Raw genomic sequence first — 20,450 nt, forward strand, 5'->3', positions numbered from 1 at the left:
GCCTACGACCCCGCCCGACACGGCGGCGCCCAAACCCTGCAACCACAACCGGTCGCTACTTCTGCGGTATGAGGTTGACATAGGGAGTGTCATGGGGTGGTGTCCTTTCCGGTGTAGGGAGCGGTGACGTACAGACGTTCGGTGACGCGCTCGATGCCGTCCTCGGTCATCTCGTAGTGCACGACTTCGACGTCCCCGACCGGGATGTCCTCGGCGGGCAGCGTGCGACGCGGTACGACGTCGGGGGGTGCACGGTGGTACTCGGGTAGTCCGTCGTTGATGTCTTGCTCAGCGCTCACGGCGCGGTCCTCTCATCGAACGGGCGCGTTACGTTATGACGCGCTGACCAGGGAAAACGGGCAGGCAACTCGATCGGGGCGGGTCGGGGCCGCAGCGCTCGATGCCCTGACCTGCGGCTGCCGTGTGGAAAAAAAGGAATGGAGGGTGCTCGCCTATGCCAAGGGGTGCGGGCGAGCCGCCCCGGGGGTCACCCCCCAGGGGGCTCATGCGCTCGCGCTTTCTTCGTTGTTCCGACCCTGGCTCTTCCATGCCTTGAACGCTGCTCGTGCTCGGGTCGCTCGCCATGGCAACCGCTCGGCTGCTTCGTTGCCTGATGTCGGTGGTGGGTCCAGTGCGGCAATGGCAGCGATATCGGCATCCGGCGGCAGTTCACCAGGGTTGCGCTCGCCAGCCTCGGGCGCCTTGACTTCGGCTCGGACGTGCCCGTCCGGCTCGGGCCAGAGGACGAACTTTCCGGCGAGTTCTTCCTTGTCGCCGGTTGATGGACTGTGCGCGCGCAACCCACCGTGACGGTCCTTGTTGATCGCCAGGTATGCGCTGCCGCCCTTGCCTGGTGTGAACGCGCGGTCGACTGTCACCCGGATCGAGCTGCCACCGATGGCCCGTTTCTTGGCGATGGTTCCACCCATGCCGTACGCGCGGGAGTCCGCGCCCTTGGACAGGTGGTCGATACCGACGACGCACGCTCCGGTCTTCACCAACGGTTTGATGACCGCGCGGTGACAGGTGGTGAACTCGTCGGCGCTGTTGCTGTTGCTGCCGAACATGGGCAGCAGTTCGCCAAGGCTGTCGAGTATGACCAGCGTCGGTCGCCACTGCGCCATGTGAGCACAGACCTCGCGTACCTCACGCGCGTCCTCCGGTTCGATGTACAGGAACGCCTCAGGGTCGGAGAGAACGTCGGGCTTGGCGCCCATGGCGAGCAGACGGCCGATGGTCGACTGTGGCCCGTTGTGGTCGAGGTCGATTCGCAGCACGCGGCCACCGTCCTCGAGTTCGACCACGGTGGCGTGATCGGTGAGCAGAGTCTTACCGCTCTCCGGGTCGCCGAACACCACGTTGTACTGCTCGGAGTAGAACAGCCCTATTCCGTCCGTCCGCGGGCAGACGGTTGGCGTCGGAGGTTCAGGAAGGCTGCCAGCCAGGAGGGCCGACACGTCGAAGTACTGCGGCATCGGGACATGTCCCGGACATGTCCCGGACGTGTCCGAATCACTGGTCTCGGACTCGGGACGCGGTCGGGACGCGCGGATCGGTGTCACTACCGTTGACCTGGCCTTTTCTGATTCGGGACGCGTCCGGGTACCTATACCGGGACGCGTCCCGGGGTGGCCTTCGGACCGGCGTTCTTCGTTGCGGTGACGGGTCCTGTGCCGGGGCATCGCGTTCGGTGTCGGATCGCCGCCGTACCGCGATCTGTATTGGCGCACGCAGTCCACGCACCAACTCATGTAGTGCGTGTGGTCCTTGCAGTGCGGGGTGGGCTCGGGTAGACCCACGCCCGAAGGCGCGACCGGATCGGCCGCGCCTCGGGGTTCGTGATTGGTGTCGGTCAACGGCCACCTCCGCGCTTGGCGAGAGCCGCGCTACGGAACTCGTGGAACCGAGCGCGCAGGGCATCCTCTGCAACCGTCAGCCGCGCGTCGGCGGCGGTCAGCCGCAACGCAACACCGACGATCCATGCGGCCGCGGTGTCGTCGTCGACGGACTGACGAACTTCGCTGATGATGCGGTTGACCTCCGCTTGATCGCGCCCGGCGTCGGCCAGTTCGCGGAGCAGCGCCGTGGCCTTGCCGATCACCTCGTCCGCGTCGATGACGCCGCAGGGCTCCCCGTCGCGGTACTGGACCAAGAAGCGATTGGAGAGCCCATCGAGTGGGGTCATGCTGCCGCGCCCCCTTTCGTCTTGTGGGTGTGGTTGACCCGTCCGGTGTCTGTCCACCGATCCCCGGCCAGATCCCGGCGCAGCTGCGCATCCAAGCGGCTCACGTACTCGGCGAACCGCTGGACGGACGGCAGGATATGCAGCTCGTCCTCGTCGCCTTCCAGCATCAAAATCAGCCGGGACAGCGCGCTCTCCAACTCCAATCGGTAGTTCGAGCGGAAGTGACGCTGAGCCCATTCGACGGGGGTGTAGCCCTTCTTCCAGGCATTGAGGGCGGCCTGAACCTCTGGCGAATCGCTCACGGCCGCGTCCCCTCGCTCTCGACCTGATCGGCGACCTGGAGCAGGACGGCCGCGAGCCGCCGCGCTTCGACGGGCGTCATGTCCAGGTCGCCATTCGGGGTCGCCAAGTAGACGCTGTCGGGACCGCCCCACTGCCGCCGGGCCGAGATCTCGGCGGCGGGCATCTGCTGAGCATTGATCGGACGTTCCAACGTCAGGGGGATCAGGACGTCCGGCCCCCAGCAGTTGCGATCGCTGTCGAACATCTCGTCGTCGTGCCCGTCGCCGATCGGGCACCAGCTCGCACAGGTGGCGGCTCGGCTGCACTGCGAGCACTTGACCGGGACGTCCGGCAGCGGCGGGGACACGGTGGCAATGACCGTCTTGCAGACGGAGCAGGCCAATTCGACCCATTGGACGGTGTTGATAGAGTTGGACACAGAAATCTCCTCTTGGTGTGGGTGGGTTTCTTCGACCCGGTGAGCGGTTGCAGCCGCTCCCGGGTCGCTTTCATCTGGGGGGCTTGTCGGCATCAGGCGGCACCGGGCCGTTCCGTGTTCTGCTCGATCCAGTCGTGAACGTCGCGCCACCGGTAGCGGACCGAAGCGCCGAACTTCACGTACGGAATCCCCCGGCCGTGGTAGCGATCGTTTGCCAGCCGCGCGGTAGTAGTTCTCAGGAACTTCGCGACCTCGGCGGACGTGGCCATCTTGTCCTCGCCCATCTCACTCCTATCAAAATGATGTCGTCCACCATCAATACATTTGATGATGCATCTCTGATGATGCTCGCTGATAGCCGCATAGTCAAGACGATGGTTGACGGAATCATTTTGATAGGAGATCCTCGGTGCTCATGGCAGAGAAACGGAACCCCCTCGGCGCTACCGGTGAGGCCGTGCGCGCGAACGTCAAGGCTCACCGAGAACGGCTCAATCTCGGGTTCGCCGATCTGGCAAGGCGCCTCGATGACGTTGGCCGGCCGATTCCCGTCCTGGGGCTCTCTCGAATCGAGAAAGGCGAACGCCGAATAGACGCAGACGATTTGGTCAGCCTGGCGGCCGCCCTGGAAATCTCCCCACTCACGCTGTTGATGCCGGACTCCACCGACCGAGCCGAGCGGGTAAGCACCACCGCGCACTCGGATACCGCCGAGCACATCTTTCAATGGCTGCGTGGAGATGCCCTTCCCGGCGCGTACGACGATCCCCAGCGGCAGTTCCAATTCATGATCCGGTCCCGCCCGAAATGGGCGGTGTCGGAGGCAATCAGGAGACAAGGGGGGCCGAGCGATGGCGACGATTGAGCCGTACGAACTGACACCGAAGCGCGGCAAGGACGGCAAGCTCCGCAAGCCCGAGGTCCGCTACATGGTTCGCTACCGCAAGCCGAACGGGGCGCAGACCAAGCGCCGCGGCTTCCGGCGCAAGACCGACGCCGAAGCGTTCGCCAACCGCGTAGAGGTCAAGAAGGCGGACGGCGAATACATTGCCCCCTCGCTCGGCAAAGTCACGTTCGACGAGTTGGCGCCGGACTGGCTGAAGGAGAAGAAGGCGAGCGTTGCCCCGTCGAATTACCGAACCCTCGAGGCGGCTTGGCGCAACCACGTACAGCCGCACTGGGGTCAGGTTCGGATCGGCGACGCGAGCCAAGATTCGGTGCGAGAGTGGGTTATCGACATGCGCCTCGCCGCGCAGGAACGCGCCCAGGAGAAGGGGAGCCCGGATATCAACGCCGGGGCAACCGTGATCATTCGGGCGTTCGGCGTTCTCGCGGGCATTCTGGACATGGCCGTGGATACCAAGAAGCTGCTTCCGAAGAATCATGCTCGAGGCAAGCAGGTCTCGAAGGTGCTCCCGACGAAGACCAAGAAACGGCACGTGTACCTCAACGCCGACGATGTGCAGCGGCTCGCGGATGAGGCAGGCAGGCACCGACTCTTGGTGCTCATGCTCGCCTACTGCGGTCCGCGGTGGGGTGAACTGATCGCATTACGCGTCCGCGACATCGACATTCCACGTAGGCGCATCACCGTGGAGAACAACGCCGTGCAGCTCGGCGTCGACCATGCGGAGGGCCAGACCAAGGGCAAGGAGATTCGAAGTGTGCCGGTCCCCCGGTTCATCCTCTCCGAGCTGGCGGCGCGTGTGGCCGGGCGCGATCGCGACGCTCTGGTGTTCCCGCATCCCGACGACGCGACGAAGTTCCTGCCGCGACCGAAGACGGAAGGTGGATGGTTCACCGGTGCCGTGAAGCGGGCGCAGGTGCAGCCGATCACTCCGCACGATCTGCGGCACACGTGTGCGTCCCTGGCCGTGTCGGCCGGGGCCAACGTGCTGGCGCTGGCGCGGCTGCTCGGGCACAAGGATGCGAAGGAGACGTTGAACACCTACGCGGACCTGTTCGACGACGATCTCGACAAGCTCGCGGACGCCATCGACCAGGCGTACGGGCCGCCCGGCGAGCGTGCCCAACTTGGCGACTGTGCCCAAAATGTGCCCACGGATGAGGAAACGGTCGAGCCTGCGGCATGAAAAAGCCCCCTACCTGGCGATTCAGGTAAGGGGCTCTGGCGGTGGCGGAGGGATTTGAACCCTCGGAGGGGGGTTACCCCTCACACGCTTTCGAGGCGTGCTCCTTAGGCCGCTCGGACACGCCACCGCCGACAACCATACCGGACCGGTGCCGGATCACTAAATCGCCTGTAGACCCGGGGTGGGTGGGCTCAGCGCTGGGTGCGGAAGAACTCGTCGAGCAACGCCGCGCATTCGTCCGCGAGCACTCCGCCGCGTACCTGCGGCCGATGGTTGAGACGGCGGTCACGCACCACGTCCCACAGCGACCCGACGGCGCCGGTCTTCGGCTCCCACGCACCGAAGATCAGACGGCCCACCCGCGCGAGCACCAGGGCACCAGCGCACATGGTGCACGGCTCCAGCGTCACGGCGAGCGTGGCACCCTCCAGCCGCCACCCGTCACCGTGGACCGCGGCGGCACGACGCAGCGCCAAGATCTCCGCGTGCGCGGTCGGATCGCCCAGCGCCTCCCGCGCGTTCGCGGCTCGGGCGAGTTCCATTCCGGCGGAGTCGAACACGACAGCGCCGACGGGTACGTCACGCTCCCCGGCGGCCGCCGCGGCGGCGATGGCCGCCCGCACCATATCGGCGTCAGCGGAAAACGGGTCGTCCGGGAGAACGCGCACGTCAGCGCGGTAGTTTGTCCAGCACCGCGGCGAATTCACCGGCGAAGCCGAGACGCTCGGCGATCATGCCGAGCTGCTCATCCGGATAGAGATCGGTCTCGGCGAGGATGACGCTCAGCACCGGTTCGGGCAGGCCGAGATCGGCGAGCACACCGAGGTCGCCCTCCTCCCACGGCTCCACGTCGTCCAATTCATCCGGATCGATATCGGGGATTTCCACATTCAGGGCCTCTAGGACGTCCGCGGCGATGTCGTAATCGATCGCGGCCGTGGCGTCCGAGACGAGCATCCGGGTTCCGCTCGGCGCGGGACGGAGCACGATGAAGAACTCGTCGTCGATGTCGAGCAATCCGAACACCGCTCCGGAGCTGCGCAAAGCCTTCAGTTCGTTTTCCGCGGCGGACAAATCGGTGAGCGCGTCCCGGCTCAGCGGACTGCACCGCCATTTGCCTTCTTCGCGGACAACCGCCACTGCGAACCCTTCCACGTCGTCGTAATCGTCCGACGCCGCCCTGTTCGTGCCCGAGCGCTGTGCTGCCATGGCCGCAACGGTAGTCTGCTCGAGCGGAAATGTTGAAGTCGTATGCCAATCTGTTCGGGTGACTTCGGCGAAGAAAGCACCCGTGTGCGTCCTGGGGACCGGTTTGATCGGTGGGTCGCTGTTGCGTGCGGCCGTCGGCGCGGGCTACGACGGCTGGGGATACAACCGCTCCGCGGTGGGTGCGCAGGCCGCCCGTGCCGACGGATTCGACGTCACCGAAGACCTACCTGCCGCGCTGCGGCGCGCCGCGGAGACCGACGCGCTGATCGTCGTCGCGGTGCCGATGCCCGCGGTGGACCACATGCTCTCGGCGATCGCCGACTACGCGCCGGAATGCGCGCTCACCGATGTGGTGAGCGTGAAAGGGCCGGTCGCGGCGGCCGTACGCGAACACGGACTAGCCGAGCGGTACGTCGGCGGCCATCCGATGGCCGGTACGTCCGAATCCGGCTGGGCCGCCACCGATCCAACGTTGTTCCGCGACGCGGTGTGGGCGGTCGGCGTCGACCAGGGCACGCGGGTCGACCCGTGGAGCCGGGTAGTGCGCCTGGCGCTGGACTGCGGCTCGGTGGTGGTACCGGTCGTGGCCGCGGAACACGATCGCGCCGTGGCCCGCATCTCCCACCTGCCGCATGTGCTCGCCGAGGCACTGGCCCTGGCGGGCGCCACCGGTGGTGAGCTCGCGCTGGGCCTCGCGGCCGGGTCGTTCCGGGACGGCACCCGTGTCGCCGGCACGGCGCCCGACCTGGTTCGCGCGATCTGCGAACCGAATTCCGCGGCGCTACTGGAAGTTCTGGACGAGACGCTCACCGTGCTCGGCGCGGCGCGCGACAACCTGCGCGACAAGCAATCCCTAACGGACCTGGTCGAACCCGGGCACGACGCGCGAGAGCGCTATGAATCCGCGCGCCGCTGGGAGATCACAGACATTCGTCCCGGCGACCGCGACTGGCTGGAAGACCTGCGGGCGGCAGGCGAGCGCGGTGGGGTCATCACCCGGCTGAACTGACCGCGCGAGAACCGTCCCCTCCCCGACATTCCAGAGTCGGTCCGGCCGCTGATCGCGGGTGAACACCTCGCGACGTTTTCCCCGGCGCAGGTCCATCCGGTCGAGCTGCGCGAGTCTGGGCAGCTCCGACGACACTGCCTCCCGTCCAGTAGTTGCGGCGCCGAGAGACGGCCGCTGTATCGACCCGGCGCGGCCTTCGGTGGCAGGCGCGTTCCCGGAGCGCCGGTGGCGATCACCGGAACCTCGGGACTCGACGACTCGGTCCTCGGCACGAAAGCCGCGACTCGCGCATGCCAGGTCGTGGGCCGTCGCGCGGTGCCGCGTCAGAGCCGTTCGGCCAGACCCGGGTAGTCCAGCAGGAAGCCATCGGCGTCCACCGTGACCGTCGCGCTGGAGACCGGCGACAGCACGCTGATGCCGTCGGCGGCGCTGCTGTAGATCAGCGTTGCCTCTTGGACGAGCAGGTCGGGCAGGCGGACGTAGACCACCGGGACCTGGACGTCCTCGACCGCGTGCTGCAGGTCGTAGCGGCGGATCGGCAGGGTGTTGAAGAACGGGCTGAGCACCACGTCCACGTCGAGTGCTCCGGCGAAGGTGGAGCGCACGTGGTTGCCGCCCGCGTCGACGAGCCAGTAGTTCTCCTCGTCGCGGGCGATGGAGGCGTGCCGCTCCCCGCCGGCCGTCGTGGTGCGCAGCGACAGCCGCTTCGTCACGCCGTTCTCGTCGGTGACCAGGTCGTACGACGCGCTGAACGCGGGGTGGTCGGCACCGGCGCCGCCGATCATCCGCCCGGTGGCGCGGATGCGGTTGCCATTGAGTTGTACCCGCACCGACTCCATCCGGGTCGCGTCGTGGGCGCGCCAGGTGAGGATCGCCGGCCACCGGGATTCCTGCGTGCTCGCGGCGGGGCTCTCGGGGTCGGAGGCTGGGGTCGTCACGTATCTACCGTAAGCGACACCCGGCCTCGGCCCGTAGAACCGCCGCTCATCACACGAGCGACTCCCGCCACGCCGCGTGCAGGTCGGCGAACCGGCCGGTCCCCGCGATCAGGGCGTCCGGCGCGCCGTCCTCGACGATCCGGCCGGACTCGAGCACCAGCACCCGGTCCGCGATCGCCACCGTGGACAGCCGGTGCGCGATGATCACGGCCGTGCGGCCGCGCAGCACGGTCTCCAGCGCCCGCTGCACCAGCCGTTCGCTGGGGATGTCCAGGCTCGACGTGGCCTCGTCCAGCACGATCACGGCGGGATCGGCCAGGAACACCCGCGCGAACGCGACCAGCTGCCGCTGCCCCGCCGAGAGCCTGCCGCCGCGTTTGCGCACGTCGGTGCCGAAGCCCTCGGGCAACGCCTGCACGAAGTCGTACAGGCCGACCGCGCGGGCCGCCGCGAACACCTCCGCGTCGGTGGCCTCCGGCCTGCCCAACCGGATGTTGTCGGCCACCGAACCGGAGAACAGGTAGGACTCCTGGGTGACCATCACCACGTTGCGGCGCAAATCGGCGTCGGACAGCAGGCGCAGGTCGATGCCGTCCAGGGTGACCACGCCGCCGGACGGGTCGTAGAACCGCGTCAGCAGCTTCGCCAGCGTCGACTTGCCCGCACCGGTCGCACCGACCAGGGCGATGATCTGCCCGGCCGGGATGTCCAAGGTGAACTCCGGCAGTACCGGTCGCGTCCGGCGATCCGACCGCCCTGCGGGTGAGTCCGCGGCGGACGCGGCGACGCCCGTGTGGCGGTTCGCAGGTTTTTCCAAGGGATCGCTGGAGGACTCTCCGGAAGACGTGCCCGCGGCATCGTCTGCGGGCGAACCAGCCGCGTAGCCGAACCACACCTTGTCCATCCGCACCGCGCCGGACGCCTTCTCCAGGGCAACCGGCCGCGCCGGCTGCGGCACGGACGGCTCCTCCTCGAGCACGCCCGAGATCTTCTCCAGCGCGGCCGCCGCGGACTGGTAGGCGTTGAACACCTGCGCCAGCTCGTCCAGCGGCCCGTAGAACTCGTTGAGGTACAGCAGGTAGGCCGCGAGCACGCCGACCGCGAGATCGCCCTCGATCACGCGCCAGGCGCCGACCACGATGATGGTCACCGTGGTGAGGTTGCCGAGCAGTTTGGTCAAACCCGCGTAGTCGCCCATGCCGCGCATGGCCGCGGTGGTCGCCTGGCGGTATTCGGAGTCCTCCACCGCGAGCACCGACTCGTTGCGCTGCTCCCGGCGGAACGCCTGCACCGCCCGCATGCCGCCCATGGACTCGACGAACTGCACGACCACCTTGGCGATCGCGGCGCGCGTGCGCCGGTAGCCCGCCCGCTGCCTGCGCTGCGCCCAGCGGGTGACCAGCGCCAGGGGAACGAATCCGATCAGCACGATCGCGGCGAGCGCCTGGTCCAGGTAGATCAGCAGCGCCGCGATGGTCAGCACCGACAGGATCGCGCTCAGCGCCTGGTTGAGCGCGCTCTCCAGCAGCTCCTGCAGCGTCTCGATGTCGCCGGTGAGCCGCGCCACCACCTTGCCGGAGGTGTACTTCTCGTGGAAGGCGACGCTGAGCCGCTGCACATGGGTGAACGCGCGCACGCGCAGGTCGAACAACACGCTCTGGCTGAGCTTGCCGGTCACCCGCAGGAAGGAGTACGTACAGATCGAGCCGAGCAGGATCGAGCCGACGTAGCCGCCCACGGTCCTGGCCAGCGGCGCCCAGTCGCCCGCGACACCGCGCGCGATGCCGGTGTCCAGCGCGTGTGCGACGAACAGCGGCGCGGACACCTTCGCGATGTTGTCCAGCACGATGAGCGCCAGCGCGAGGCCGGTGAGCTTGCGGTAGGGCCGGACCAGGTCGAGCAACAGCCGCCGGGAGCGTCCGGCCAGCACCAGGTTCCCGGTCTCGGTGACCTCCTTGTCCTCGCCCGCGATGCCGCGCCAATCGGCCGCGCCTTCCGCAGGGGTCGGATCACTCTCCGGCGCTTCGTCTTCCGAGACAATGGTCGTAGTACTCACAGCTACTCACCTCCCATCAGTTCGCGGTAGCTCTTGCTGGTGCGCAGCAATTGATCGTGGGTGCCCTCCGCGACGACCCGGCCGTCGGCGAGCACCGCCACCCGGTCGGCCAGCGCGGCCGTGGACGGACGGTGCGCGACGAGCAGCGTGGTCGCGTCGGCCAGCACGGTGCGCAGGCGTTCCTGCACTCGCTCCTCGGTCTCCACGTCGAGCGCGGACAGCGGGTCGTCGAGCACCATGATCCGGCTGCGCCTGCCTCCGCCCGCGCCGGTGAGCACCGCGCGAGCCAGCGCTAGGCGCTGCCGCTGGCCACCGGACAGGCTCAAGCCCTGTTCACCGATCCTGGTGTCCAGACCCCAGGGCAGGTCGTCGATAAACGCGGTGGCCTGCGCGACCTCCAGGGCGCGGCGCACATCGGCGTCCGTGGCGGACGGGTCGCCGAGCGCGACGTTCTCCCGCACGCTCGCCGAGAACAACACCGGTTCCTCGAAGGCGACCGATACCAGCGATCGCAGGTCGGCGACCCGCATCGCCGCGATGTCGATGCCGTCGATGGTGATCGCACCGCCCGTCACGTCGTACATGCGCGGGATCAAGTTGAGCAGCGCCGTCTTGCCGCTTCCCGTCGCGCCGACCAGTGCCACCGTCTCGCCGGGGCGCACCCGCAACGACACCTCGCGCAGCACCTCGTTCTCCGCGTCGGGAAAAGCGAAACGCACAGCCTCCAATCGCAATTCACCACGGATGTGGTCCGGCAAGCGCACCGGATCGGCCGGATCGGTGATATCGACCGGCGTGTCGATGATCTCCCAGTATCGGTCGGCAGCGGTGCGCGCGTCGTTCAGTTCCGCGAGCAGGAAGCCGGTCCAGATGATCGGCCACTGTAGGAAGGTCGCCAGCGTGATGGCCGCGATCAAGGTGCCGAGCGTCATCGTGCCGTGTGCCACCGCGTACCCGCCGTAGCCGAGCGCGAACGCGATGGCCAGTTGCGGAATGCTCAGCATGCTCGACCACAACGTCGCGTCCAGGCGCGCTTTCAGCAGCTCGGTCTGCCGCAATTCCTGCGCCTGGGCGGTGAAGCGACGGCCGAAGAACACGCCTCGCCCGAACGCCTTGAGCACCCGCACGCCCTGGGCCGACTCCTCGGCCGTGGTGGCCAGGTCCCCGGACTGGTCCTGCGAACGCCGCGAGGCCACCGCGTACCTGCGCTCGAAACGAATGCAGATGAACACCAGCGGAATGGCGATCACCGCGAAGATCAGCCCGATCTGCGGGCTCAGTCCGATCAGCACGAGCAGGCCTACCGGAATGATCACGCAGTGGATGAGCAGGAACGGTCCCGCGAACGAGACGAACCGGCGCATGGTGGCCAGGTCGTCGATCGCGCGGGACAGCAGCTGACCCGACTCCCACGCGTCGTGCCTGCCGATCGACAACGCTTGCAGCTTCCGGAAGATCTTGGCGCGCAGCGTGATCTCGATACGCGTCGCGGGGGTCGCGATCAGCCAGCGGCGTCCCCACACGCCACCGGCCTCGACCAGGCCGAGCGCCAGGACCACGGCCACCGGCCCGAGCGCGCCCGCGAGATCGCGGTGGGCGACCGGGCCGTCGATGATCCGCGCGATCATCAGCGGGATGACGACGGCCGTCAGGCCGGACAGCAGCGCCAGTCCGCTGGCGGCGAGCAGAATGCGGACGTGTGGACGCAGGTACGGCCAGAATCGGCGCAGGGAATGCAAGCGGCCCGTGGCGGCGGGCCGCTCCGTTCTGTCGGCCTCCGATTCGGCCGACGAAACGTCCAGCGTGACAGACAAGACTCCCCCTGTAGGTATGTGACTGGCGGCGGAGAACGAGACCCACGGTGATGTTCGCAGCAGGGTCCGACATCTCAGGGTCGCACCGGAACGCGCGTCGACCAACCGATTTTCCGGCCGCCGCCGGACATCCACGGCTCGTCGCGGCGACGGATTCGGCACTCATTCGCCCAGTTCACAACCTCTATCGAACTCGAGGTCAAGTCGCGCGGATCCAGGCTCCCGGCTATTCGCCGCCGGATACCCGCGGGTCACCGATCGCGACCGCTGCCTCGAGACCGAGCTCTAGCCGACGCCCGCGGTCTCCGAGTCCCACTCCTGCGGCGCGTCCGGGAAAGCCTGCTGCTGGTGGCCGCCGCGCAGCGTGCCCTCCAGATAAGCCGCCCGGCAGGCGCGGCGGGCGATCTTGCCGCTGGAGGTGCGCGGGATCGACCCCGCGGGCACCAGCAGCACGTCACGGACCATGACGCCGTGGCGGCGCGCGATCGCGGCACGCACGGTGTCGGCGACCGGCTCCGGCTCGAGCTTGCCCGCGCGGGCATTGCGCTCCGCGACGATCACCAGCTGCTCGGAGGTGTCCTCGGCGTCGAACCTCAGGCCGGACTGGCTGCCCTGCTCGAAGACCAGCGCGGGCAGTTCGTTGGCGGGTACCGAGAACGCCGCGACGAAGCCGGGGCGCAACGCCGTGCTCGATTCCTGGGCCGAGAACTCCAGATCTTGCGGATAGTGGTTGCGGCCGTCCACGATGACCAGGTCCTTGACCCGTCCGGTGATGTACAGCTCGCCGTCGAGGTACGCGCCGAAGTCGCCGGTGCGCATCCAATTGGCGTCCAGCGGGGTGCCCTCCGCGTGACTTCCCTCGGGCAACCGAGCGGTCAGCTCGGCACGAAAGGTGGCGGCGGTCTCCTCGGGACGGCCCCAATACCCGGTGCCCATGTTCTCGCCGTGCAACCAGATCTCGCCGACCTCGCCGTCACGTCTCTCTGTGCCGTGTTCCGGGTCCACGATCACCGCCCACTGCGACCGTGCGACGTATCCGCAGGACACCTGTGCGATCGCGTTGACCGCGTCCGCCGCGACCTCGACCATCCGCCCGGCGTTCAGCTCGGCCCGATCGACATAGACCACCTTCGCCTTGTCCTGGGCCCTGGTGGCGGAGACGAACACCGTCGCCTCGGCCATGCCGTAGCACGGTTTGATCGCCGTCTCCGGCAACCCGTACGGCGCGAACGCCTCGTTGAACTTCTTCATCGACGACACCGACACCGGCTCGCTGCCGTTGATCAGCCCGATCACGTTCGAGAGGTCCAATTCCTCGCCGGGCTTGGGTTTGCCGCGCGCCGCGGCGTGCTCGAACGCGAAATTGGGTGCGGCGGCGAAGGTTCCGGCGCCGTCCGACGCGGCGGCCAGTTCCTTGATCCAGCGATAAGGACGGCGCACGAACGCGCTCGGCGACATGATGGTGATGAACCCGCCGCCGACGGTCGGCAGGATCACGGCCAGCAGGCCCATGTCGTGGAACAACGGCAGCCAGGTGACCCCGCGCGAATTCTCGGTGACGCCGATGGCGTCGATCATCTGCAGCAGATTCGTGCCCACCGCGCGGTGGGTGATCTCCACGCCCGCGGGCGTCCGGGTGGAACCCGAGGTGTACTGCAGGTAGGCGACGCTGTCGATGTTGATGTCCGGGCGCACCCACGAAGCGCCGACACTGTCCGGGATGGCCTCCACCGCGATGATCCGCGGACGCTCCTGCGGCGGCAGGTGCCGGAAGAATTTCCGCACGCCGCTCGCCGCCGAGCCCACCGTGAGGATCGCGGCGGGCTTGCAGTCGCCGAGCACCGCGTGCAGCCGGTCGGTGTGGCCCTGCTCCTCGGGGTCGAACAGCGGAACCGCGATATTTCCCGAGTACACCGCGGCGAAGAGCGAAACGACGTAGTCGAGTCCTTGCGGAGCGAGGATCGCCACCCGGTCGCCCGGGCACGTGACCTGTTGCAGCCGAGCCGCCACCGCGCGCAGGCGCACACCGAACTGCCGCCAGGTGAGCTCCAGGTATTCGCCGTCCCGCTCCCGGGAGTAGTCGATGAAGCGGTAGGCGAGGTCGTCGCCGTTCTCCACGCTGTGCTTGTCGACGAAGTCGATCAGGGTCTTGTCCCCGCGAATCTCGATATTGCCCTGATCGTCCAGATAGTCGTCGAAAGTTTCGTCGATCATCGCCTTATCCTTTTCCAGCGCACAGACACTCGGGCCGTGCAATGACACCGAACACAGGTCGATAACGAAGCGTCGGGAAGGCTAGCAGGTGTCCCGGCCACCTGGCCCTCAATACCGGCCGAAGGCGAGCGCGACATTGTGCCCGCCGAATCCGAACGAATTGTTCAAGGCGTAATCGATACGGCCCGGCCTGCTTCCGCCGTGCACCACATCCAGATCGATCTCGGGATCTTGATTGTCCAAATTCAACGTGGGCGGGATGATTTCGTCCCGCACGGTCAGCACCGTGAGCACCGACTCGAGCGCGCCGACCGCGCCGATGGAATGCCCGAGAGCCGATTTCGGCGCGTAGACCGACGCATGGGTGCCCACGGCCTCGCCGATCGCGCGCGCCTCCGCCGTGTCGCCGATGGGAGTGGCGGTCGCGTGCGCGTTGACGTGCGTGACATCGGACTTGGCCAGGCCGGCCGTCCGCATCGCCCGCGACATCGCGCGCGCGGCGCCGGTGCCCTCGGGATCCGGCGCGACCAGATGGAAGCCGTCGGAGGTGACGCCCGCGCCCATCAGCCGGGCGTGAATGGTCGCGCCACGCGCTTTGGCGTGCTCCTCGGTCTCCAGCACCATCAGCGCGCCCGCCTCACCGAAGACGAAGCCGTCGCGGTCGGCGTCGAACGGACGGGAGGCGCTCTTCGGCGCGTCGTTTCGGGTGCTCATCGCACGCATCATGGAAAACGCCGCGATCGCGAGCGCCTGGATGGAACCCTCCACGCCGCCGGTGACCATCACGTCGGCGTCACCCATGACGATCATCCGCCACGCGTTGGCGATCGCCTCCGCGCCGGAGGAACAGGCCGAGACCGGCGTCGTCACCCCGGCCCGCGCACCGATCTCCAGCGCGACGCAGGCCGCCGCGCCGTTCGGCATCACGGCCTGCACCGTGTACGGCGACACCTTGCGGTAACCGCCGTTGTGCAGCTTGTCCCGAGCGTGGATGATCGCCTCCGCGCCGCCGAGCCCGGTGCCGATGGACACCCCGAGACGGCGCGTGTCCACCTCGGGGCTGCCCGCGTTGCGCCAGACCTCACGCCCGAGCACGACGGCCAACTGCTCCACGTAAGCGAGCCTGCGGGCCTCGGCGGCGTCCAGATACGCGGCGGGCGGCACCTTCAGATGCCCGCCGATGCGGACCGGCAGCTCGAATTCGTCGATGAACTCGTCTTCCAGGAGGTCGATACCGCTGTCGCCGTTGAGCAAGCCTTTCCACGTGGAATCCACGTCACCCGCGATGGACGTGGTCGCCGCGAGGCTGGTGACCACGACCGAGGGAAACTGTCCGTTTTTGGTGGAAGGCATCTGCATGTTTCGCTCACTTTCCCTAGCGTCGCTCTGGAACTTCGTCGAGCAAAAGCAATGCGCGAGCGCGCCACCAGGATCGTGGGCGGCCCGCGTGGATGGCACTGGAGCGCAGGCGGATCGGCCGGTCATCACGTCCGGGTGCGACCACCCTTGTGCATTATTGGAAATGCGCACCGATCGCACGGCGTGACACGCGGACCGTACCAGGTGCCGGGGACGATGGTCGCGTTGTTCGGGGAACGCCTCGGACGACTCGAGTAACCTGCTCCCCGGGCACAGGACGCGCGGGCGGCGTCCGGTGTGGACGCGAGAAAGGGAAGGTCGTTGACGGGCGCGCGGATGGTCGGGCTGTTCGCCGGGATCGGCGGACTCGAGCTCGGCCTCGGCAGGCACGGCTGGCACACCGAGCTGCTGTGCGAGATCGAGCCCGGAGCCCAAGGCGTGCTCGCCGCCCGTTTCCCGGACGTGCCGCTGCATTCCGACATCACCAGACTCCGCGCCATCCCGGCGGGAACGGAACTGGTCGCGGCGGGATTCCCGTGCCAGGACCTCTCCCAGGCGGGGCGCACCGCCGGTATCACCGGCACGCGCTCGGGTCTGGTCGACGAGGTGTTCCGCCTGGTCCGCCGCAAGCGGGGCCCACGCTGGCTGCTGATCGAGAACGTGCCGTTCATGCTGCAGCTGGGCCGCGGCGCGGCCATGCGGCACATCACGGGCGCGCTCGACGAGCTCGGCTACACCTGGGCCTACCGCGTGGTGGACGCCCGCGCGTTCGGCCTGCCCCAGCGCAGGCAGCGGGTGCTGATGCTGGCGTCCCGCACCGAGGATCCGCGCGGGGTGCTGTTCGGCGAGGACGCCGGTCCCCGTGCGATCGGCGATCCCGAGATCGATCCGTGCGGCTTCTACTGGACCGAGGGGGTGCGCGGACTGGGCTGGGCGGTGAACGCGGTTCCGACACTGAAGGGCGGCTCAGCGCTCGGCATCGCCAGCCCGCCCGCGGTGCGGCTGCCGTCCGGGGAGATCGTCACGCCCGGCATCGCCGACGCCGAACGTCTGCAAGGTTTCGACGCGGGCTGGACGGCGCCCGCGACCGACGTGCCCGGCATCAGGAAGGGCCACCGCTGGAAGCTTGTCGGCAACGCGGTGAGCGTGCGGATGGCGGCGTGGGTCGGGTCGCGGCTGGCCGCTCCGCTCGCACCGATCTCCGGCGATCAACCGCTATCGCCGGGCACCCCGTGGCCGGTCGCCGCATGGGGACACACCGGTGCCGCCTATCGGGTGCCGGTCTCCACCTGGCCGGTGCACGAGCCGTACGAGGACCTGGCCCACTTCCTCACCGACGCGCAGTTGCTCTCCGCCCGCGCGACGGCCGGATTCCTGCGCCGCACCACCATGGGCAGTCTGCGCTTTCCGCCCGGTTTCCTCGCCGACGTGGAAAGCCATCTCGATCGGATGGGCGGATGGGCGGCATGACCCGCAGGCCCACGACCGACGCGGTCACCAGCGCGAGGATGGCGCGTCAACGGCGCACCGGAACCGATCCGGAGCTGGCGCTGCGCCGGGAACTGCACCGGCGCGGGTTGCGCTACTTCGTCGATCGCGCGCCGATCCGGGGACAGCGCAGGCGCGCCGACCTGGTGTTCCCGCGCAGGCGCATCGCGGTCTACGTCGACGGGTGCTTCTGGCACCGCTGCCCACAGCACGCCACCGACCCGAAGAACAACGCCGAGTGGTGGGCGGCCAAACTGGCGGGCAATGTGGCCAGGGACCGGGCCACCGACGCGGCGCTCATCGCCGCGGGATGGCACGTGGTCCGCGTCTGGGAGCACGAAGATCCCGTCAGTGCGGCCGACCGCGTGCAGGCCGCGCTGTCAGCGGTGTCGCACCCGCACGAGTGAACGCGGAGCGTGGGCGGCCAGGTAGCCGGACGCCACCATCACCGTCATGACCGCGATTCCGGCGGCGGCAGTCGCGAAACCGAGCATGGGACCTCCTCGAGTTGCAGCTGTCGACCAGCGTGCCGGGCGAAGCTGACAAGACCCTGTGTGCCGGATGGTAATGACGTGTGCGGCCCGCCGCTGTCCGGCGCGCTCGAGCGACCAGCAGAATGAAGGCGTGACGAGTGGCCCGGAGATCGCTGTTCGGCGCGTACGACCGGCGATGGTGCTGGTCGCCGCGGCGATCGCGATCGCTGGGATCTGCTACTCCTCCTGGGTGCTGCAGTTCGTGCTCGGCATCGACCTCGACCCGGTCGACACGTTCCTCAGCGAACTGGACGCGGAGGGCAAGCCGTACCGGGAGGTGTTCGCGACCGCCGACCTGATCGTCGGGGTGGCACTCATGCCCGCGGCGCTCGCGGGGCTGCTGTTGTTTCCACGTCGCAGGCTGACCAACGTCGGCTGGATCGCGCTGTTCTGCTTCGGCGCGGCGACCGTCGCCGACGTGCTGCTGCCGCTGCACGACTGCGTCCCCGGGGAGAGCGGGTGCGGCGGCCCGAGCGAACTATTTCCGCAACTGCATCAGCCGCACGCGCTGACGAGCACGCTGGCGGTCACCTCGATCGCGGTCGCCGCCTTCGCCTTCAGCCTCGCCGCGTTCCGCTATCGAGGCTGGCGGGTGCTGCGCGAATCCGGCCTGGTCGTGCTGGTGATCGGGTCACTGGCGACGGTGTGGATGCTGGTGGCCGACAACCTGCCCGGGAACTACGCCCTCGGCATCGCCCAGCGGATCCAGGTGGGCGCGATGTCGCTGTGGTTGATCGCGCTGGCCGCGGCGGTGGTCGTGGAGGGGCGGGAGTCGAGCTGACACCAGGCGTCCGCTCGTGCCTGTTCCAGGATGGCGAGAACGTCGTGGGCGTCGGCGGCACCATCGCCCCCCGCTCGACCGGGAGATTCCACGCGTTCGAGCCGCCCACCTGCGCTCGCTGCCGGTCCGAGTGCGGTCCGACGGGCATCCCGCACTCCACTGTCCGCCGAAGGCTCGTCCCGATTGCCGTGCGATGCTGTCGCGCATGAGTGATCGCGTGAACATCTCCTCGGGTTCGGAGTTCGAAGACATCGTCGGCTACTCGCGGGCGGTGCGGCTCGGCGATGTCATCGCGGTCAGCGGAACCACCGCTTCGGCACCCGGCGGCACGGCGGTCGGCGGCGACGACATCGGCGAGCAGACCAGGGAGACCTTGCGACGCATCGCCTCCGCACTGGAAGAGGTGGGCGCGAGCCTGGCCGACGTGGTGCGCACCCGCATCTTCGTCACCGACATCGCCCGCTGGCCCGAGGTCGCCAAGGCGCACGCCGAGGTCTTCGGCGAGATCCGTCCCGCCACGGCCATGTACGAGATCAAGGCCCTGATCACCCCGGCCCTGCTGGTCGAGATCGAAGCCGACGCGATCGCCGGCGGGTAGATCGCCGGGCGAGCTTCCAGGCCGCCGTGGTTTGCGGCGATCGCACTCATCCCAGATCGCCCCGCCCGCTGCCAGTCCTGGGCGGAATCACGGCTTGTCACCCACCACGGCGGCACGCCGGAGGTTCACCGCCCTGCACCGAAACGCCCAGGTCCGGCGGTCTCCCCTCGAGTGCGACCACGGAGTTGTCGGATGTCGGTGCTACGGGCTTCCATGTAGCGCCGCGTCGAGCCCTTGTCGGAGCCGACGCCATCCGGTGTCCCGTGCGTCATCCAGCGCCGACGACACCGGTGACGACTGACGGCACGACACACAGGCCCACAACAGTTCCGATGACCTTCGTTCGGCCGGGTCCGGCCCGTCGTTCGCGGCGGACCGGGTCTCGCCTCGCTAGGGTCGAAACCGTGACCACCGCCTCGCAGACTCCCGTGCACCTCGACACCGTCGCCGAGGCGACCGCACGCCTGCTCGACACCATCCGCGGCCTCGACGAGCACGCCGTGACCGAACCCTCCTTGCTGCCCGGCTGGACCCGCGGCCACGTCCTCGCACACCTCGCCCGCAACGCCGACAGCTTGGTGAACCTCCTGTTGTGGGCGCACACCGGCGTCGAAATCCCGCAATACGCCAGCCCTTTCCTGCGCGACGCCGACATCGAGGCGGGCGCGCCCCGTCCACTCGCCGAACAACTCGCCGACAACGAGGCCGCCGCGACCCGTTTCCTCGGCCTCGCACGCTCACTGACCGACGACGCTTGGCAAGCACAAGTCCGCACCCGCCAGGGCCGCCCCATCCCCGCAACCGAAGTCCTGTGGATGCGCTTGCAAGAGGTCGAAATTCACCACGTAGACCTGAACGCGAACTACCACCCCACGAACTGGCTCGCCTCCTTCGTAACCCGCATCCTCCCCCAAGCCACAGCCGACCTCACCCGCCTGACGTCCGACACCCCCCTCGCCTTCACCATCCGGGCCACCGACACCGATTTCACCGCCGCCATCGGCCCCTCCCCCACCGACACCATCTCCGGCCCAGCCGCCTCCCTCGCCGCCTGGCTCCTCGGCCGCGCCCCCGGCACCGACCTCACCGGCCCCCTCCCCACCCTCCCCGCCTGGAAGTAACCACGAGCGGCACACCACTGCGGCATCGCCCGAGAAGCCCTCTCCCTGGTGTGCCACTCGTGAACATCAGAATGGCCATGGGACACGCGGAGGCCCCTCCAGCCGAAACTGGAGGGGCCTCCGAGAAGTGCGCCCGAAGGGATTCGAACCCCTAACCTTCTGATCCGTAGTCAGATGCTCTATCCGTTGAGCTACGGGCGCATGTGTTATTCAGTTGTACCCGGTTTCCCGGGTGTGGCGGAGGCGAGAGGATTTGAACCTCCGGTCCCCGTGAAGGGACAACTCATTAGCAGTGAGTCCCATTCGGCCGCTCTGGCACGCCTCCTGGAGC

Annotated in this window: 21 protein-coding genes and 3 tRNA genes; 8 read left to right on the forward strand and 16 right to left on the reverse strand. The window is 68.3% G+C overall.

Translation table 11 applies throughout. The annotated features are described in order from the left end of the window. Nucleotides 1-89 precede the first annotated feature (89 nt). From ACWEO7_RS23690 to ACWEO7_RS23715, 6 genes are all read right to left on the reverse strand, one after another. Nucleotides 90-299 (reverse strand): hypothetical protein, encoded by a 210-nt coding sequence (locus tag ACWEO7_RS23690; RefSeq protein ID WP_358213287.1) that lies wholly within the window; start codon nt 297-299, stop codon nt 90-92. 204 nt (nt 300-503) lie between these two features. Then, nucleotides 504-1,475 carry an AAA family ATPase gene (locus tag ACWEO7_RS23695; protein ID WP_452426181.1) on the reverse strand — a complete coding sequence of 324 codons (972 nt, stop codon included), beginning with the start codon at nt 1,473-1,475 and terminating at the stop codon, nt 504-506. A 377-nt stretch (nt 1,476-1,852) separates the two neighbouring features. Further along, nucleotides 1,853-2,185, reverse strand: a complete 333-nt coding sequence (locus ACWEO7_RS23700; protein ID WP_452426183.1) for a hypothetical protein — start codon at nt 2,183-2,185, stop codon at nt 1,853-1,855. After that, on the reverse strand, nt 2,182-2,487 hold the full coding sequence (locus tag ACWEO7_RS23705; RefSeq protein ID WP_452426185.1) for a hypothetical protein: 306 nt from the start codon (nt 2,485-2,487) through the stop codon (nt 2,182-2,184). The genes ACWEO7_RS23700 and ACWEO7_RS23705 overlap by 4 nt, the downstream gene beginning before the upstream one ends. After that, complete coding sequence (locus tag ACWEO7_RS23710) at nt 2,484-2,906, reverse strand: DUF6907 domain-containing protein (RefSeq protein ID WP_452426186.1); 423 nt, start codon at nt 2,904-2,906, stop codon at nt 2,484-2,486. The genes ACWEO7_RS23705 and ACWEO7_RS23710 overlap by 4 nt, the downstream gene beginning before the upstream one ends. Before the next feature lie 92 nt (nt 2,907-2,998). Continuing rightward, nucleotides 2,999-3,190, reverse strand: a complete 192-nt coding sequence (locus tag ACWEO7_RS23715; protein ID WP_452426188.1) for a helix-turn-helix domain-containing protein — start codon at nt 3,188-3,190, stop codon at nt 2,999-3,001. Nucleotides 3,191-3,315: 125 nt separating this feature from the next. Here ACWEO7_RS23715 and ACWEO7_RS23720 point away from each other — a divergent pair, with 125 nt between their 5' ends. After that, complete coding sequence (locus ACWEO7_RS23720) at nt 3,316-3,771, forward strand: helix-turn-helix domain-containing protein (RefSeq protein ID WP_452426190.1); 456 nt, start codon at nt 3,316-3,318, stop codon at nt 3,769-3,771. Then, nucleotides 3,758-4,999, forward strand: coding sequence for a tyrosine-type recombinase/integrase (locus tag ACWEO7_RS23725; protein ID WP_452426192.1), 1,242 nt, complete (start codon nt 3,758-3,760; stop codon nt 4,997-4,999). The genes ACWEO7_RS23720 and ACWEO7_RS23725 overlap by 14 nt, the downstream gene beginning before the upstream one ends. Nucleotides 5,000-5,035: 36 nt before the next feature. Here the strand turns inward: ACWEO7_RS23725 and ACWEO7_RS23730 are convergent. The 3 genes from ACWEO7_RS23730 to ACWEO7_RS23740 form a co-directional block, all read right to left on the reverse strand. Continuing rightward, nucleotides 5,036-5,126, reverse strand: a tRNA-Ser gene (locus ACWEO7_RS23730). 64 nt (nt 5,127-5,190) lie between these two features. Further along, entirely contained in the window at nt 5,191-5,625 is a 435-nt protein-coding gene (locus tag ACWEO7_RS23735) for a nucleoside deaminase (protein WP_356963511.1), read from the reverse strand. Nucleotides 5,626-5,668: 43 nt separating this feature from the next. Next, nucleotides 5,669-6,208: a tRNA adenosine deaminase-associated protein gene (locus tag ACWEO7_RS23740; RefSeq protein ID WP_355073031.1), complete on the reverse strand. Its 540-nt coding sequence runs from the start codon at nt 6,206-6,208 to the stop codon at nt 5,669-5,671. Between ACWEO7_RS23740 and ACWEO7_RS23745 the strand changes: the two genes are divergently transcribed. Beyond that, nucleotides 6,207-7,217 (forward strand): prephenate dehydrogenase, encoded by a 1,011-nt coding sequence (locus ACWEO7_RS23745; RefSeq protein ID WP_452426193.1) that lies wholly within the window; start codon nt 6,207-6,209, stop codon nt 7,215-7,217. The two genes, ACWEO7_RS23740 and ACWEO7_RS23745, sit on opposite strands and share 2 nt — an antisense overlap. A 323-nt stretch (nt 7,218-7,540) precedes the next feature. On the opposite strand, the gene ACWEO7_RS23750 is transcribed toward ACWEO7_RS23745, so the two are convergent. The 5 genes from ACWEO7_RS23750 to ACWEO7_RS23770 all read right to left on the reverse strand — a co-directional run bounded on the left by ACWEO7_RS23750 (nt 7,541) and on the right by ACWEO7_RS23770 (nt 15,598). Continuing rightward, nucleotides 7,541-8,155 (reverse strand): putative glycolipid-binding domain-containing protein, encoded by a 615-nt coding sequence (locus ACWEO7_RS23750; protein WP_452426194.1) that lies wholly within the window; start codon nt 8,153-8,155, stop codon nt 7,541-7,543. A gap of 49 nt (nt 8,156-8,204) precedes the next feature. Beyond that, nucleotides 8,205-10,211 carry an ABC transporter ATP-binding protein gene (locus ACWEO7_RS23755; RefSeq protein ID WP_452426196.1) on the reverse strand — a complete coding sequence of 669 codons (2,007 nt, stop codon included), beginning with the start codon at nt 10,209-10,211 and terminating at the stop codon, nt 8,205-8,207. Nucleotides 10,212-10,213: 2 nt separating this feature from the next. Next, complete coding sequence (locus ACWEO7_RS23760) at nt 10,214-12,025, reverse strand: ABC transporter ATP-binding protein (RefSeq protein WP_452426197.1); 1,812 nt, start codon at nt 12,023-12,025, stop codon at nt 10,214-10,216. Nucleotides 12,026-12,310: 285 nt separating this feature from the next. Then, nucleotides 12,311-14,239 (reverse strand): long-chain-fatty-acid--AMP ligase FadD32, encoded by a 1,929-nt coding sequence (gene fadD32 / locus ACWEO7_RS23765; RefSeq protein WP_452426199.1) that lies wholly within the window; start codon nt 14,237-14,239, stop codon nt 12,311-12,313. Nucleotides 14,240-14,347: 108 nt separating this feature from the next. Further along, entirely contained in the window at nt 14,348-15,598 is a 1,251-nt protein-coding gene (locus ACWEO7_RS23770; protein ID WP_452426201.1) for a KasA/KasB family beta-ketoacyl-ACP synthase, read from the reverse strand. A gap of 336 nt (nt 15,599-15,934) precedes the next feature. On the opposite strand from ACWEO7_RS23770, the gene ACWEO7_RS23775 reads away from it, so the two are divergent. The 5 genes from ACWEO7_RS23775 to ACWEO7_RS23795 all read left to right on the forward strand — a co-directional run bounded on the left by ACWEO7_RS23775 (nt 15,935) and on the right by ACWEO7_RS23795 (nt 20,119). Beyond that, nucleotides 15,935-17,068 (forward strand): DNA cytosine methyltransferase, encoded by a 1,134-nt coding sequence (locus ACWEO7_RS23775; protein WP_452426254.1) that lies wholly within the window; start codon nt 15,935-15,937, stop codon nt 17,066-17,068. Beyond that, nucleotides 17,065-17,493 (forward strand): very short patch repair endonuclease, encoded by a 429-nt coding sequence (locus ACWEO7_RS23780; protein WP_355073042.1) that lies wholly within the window; start codon nt 17,065-17,067, stop codon nt 17,491-17,493. Before ACWEO7_RS23775 ends, ACWEO7_RS23780 begins: the two co-directional genes overlap by 4 nt. Nucleotides 17,494-17,755: 262 nt before the next feature. Further along, entirely contained in the window at nt 17,756-18,400 is a 645-nt protein-coding gene (locus ACWEO7_RS23785; protein WP_452426256.1) for a DUF998 domain-containing protein, read from the forward strand. Between the two features lie 205 nt (nt 18,401-18,605). Then, complete coding sequence (locus ACWEO7_RS23790; RefSeq protein WP_452426203.1) at nt 18,606-18,998, forward strand: RidA family protein; 393 nt, start codon at nt 18,606-18,608, stop codon at nt 18,996-18,998. A gap of 404 nt (nt 18,999-19,402) precedes the next feature. Continuing rightward, nucleotides 19,403-20,119, forward strand: coding sequence for a maleylpyruvate isomerase family mycothiol-dependent enzyme (locus tag ACWEO7_RS23795; RefSeq protein WP_452426205.1), 717 nt, complete (start codon nt 19,403-19,405; stop codon nt 20,117-20,119). 128 nt (nt 20,120-20,247) lie between these two features. On the opposite strand, the gene ACWEO7_RS23800 is transcribed toward ACWEO7_RS23795, so the two are convergent. Together ACWEO7_RS23800 and ACWEO7_RS23805 are read right to left on the reverse strand one after the other, a co-directional pair. Further along, nucleotides 20,248-20,320: transfer RNA gene (locus ACWEO7_RS23800), tRNA-Arg, on the reverse strand. A 34-nt stretch (nt 20,321-20,354) separates the two neighbouring features. Next, nucleotides 20,355-20,444, reverse strand: a tRNA-Ser gene (locus ACWEO7_RS23805). Nucleotides 20,445-20,450: the final 6 nt, after the last annotated feature.

It is taken from the genome of Nocardia sp. NPDC004260 (assembly GCF_053603155.1).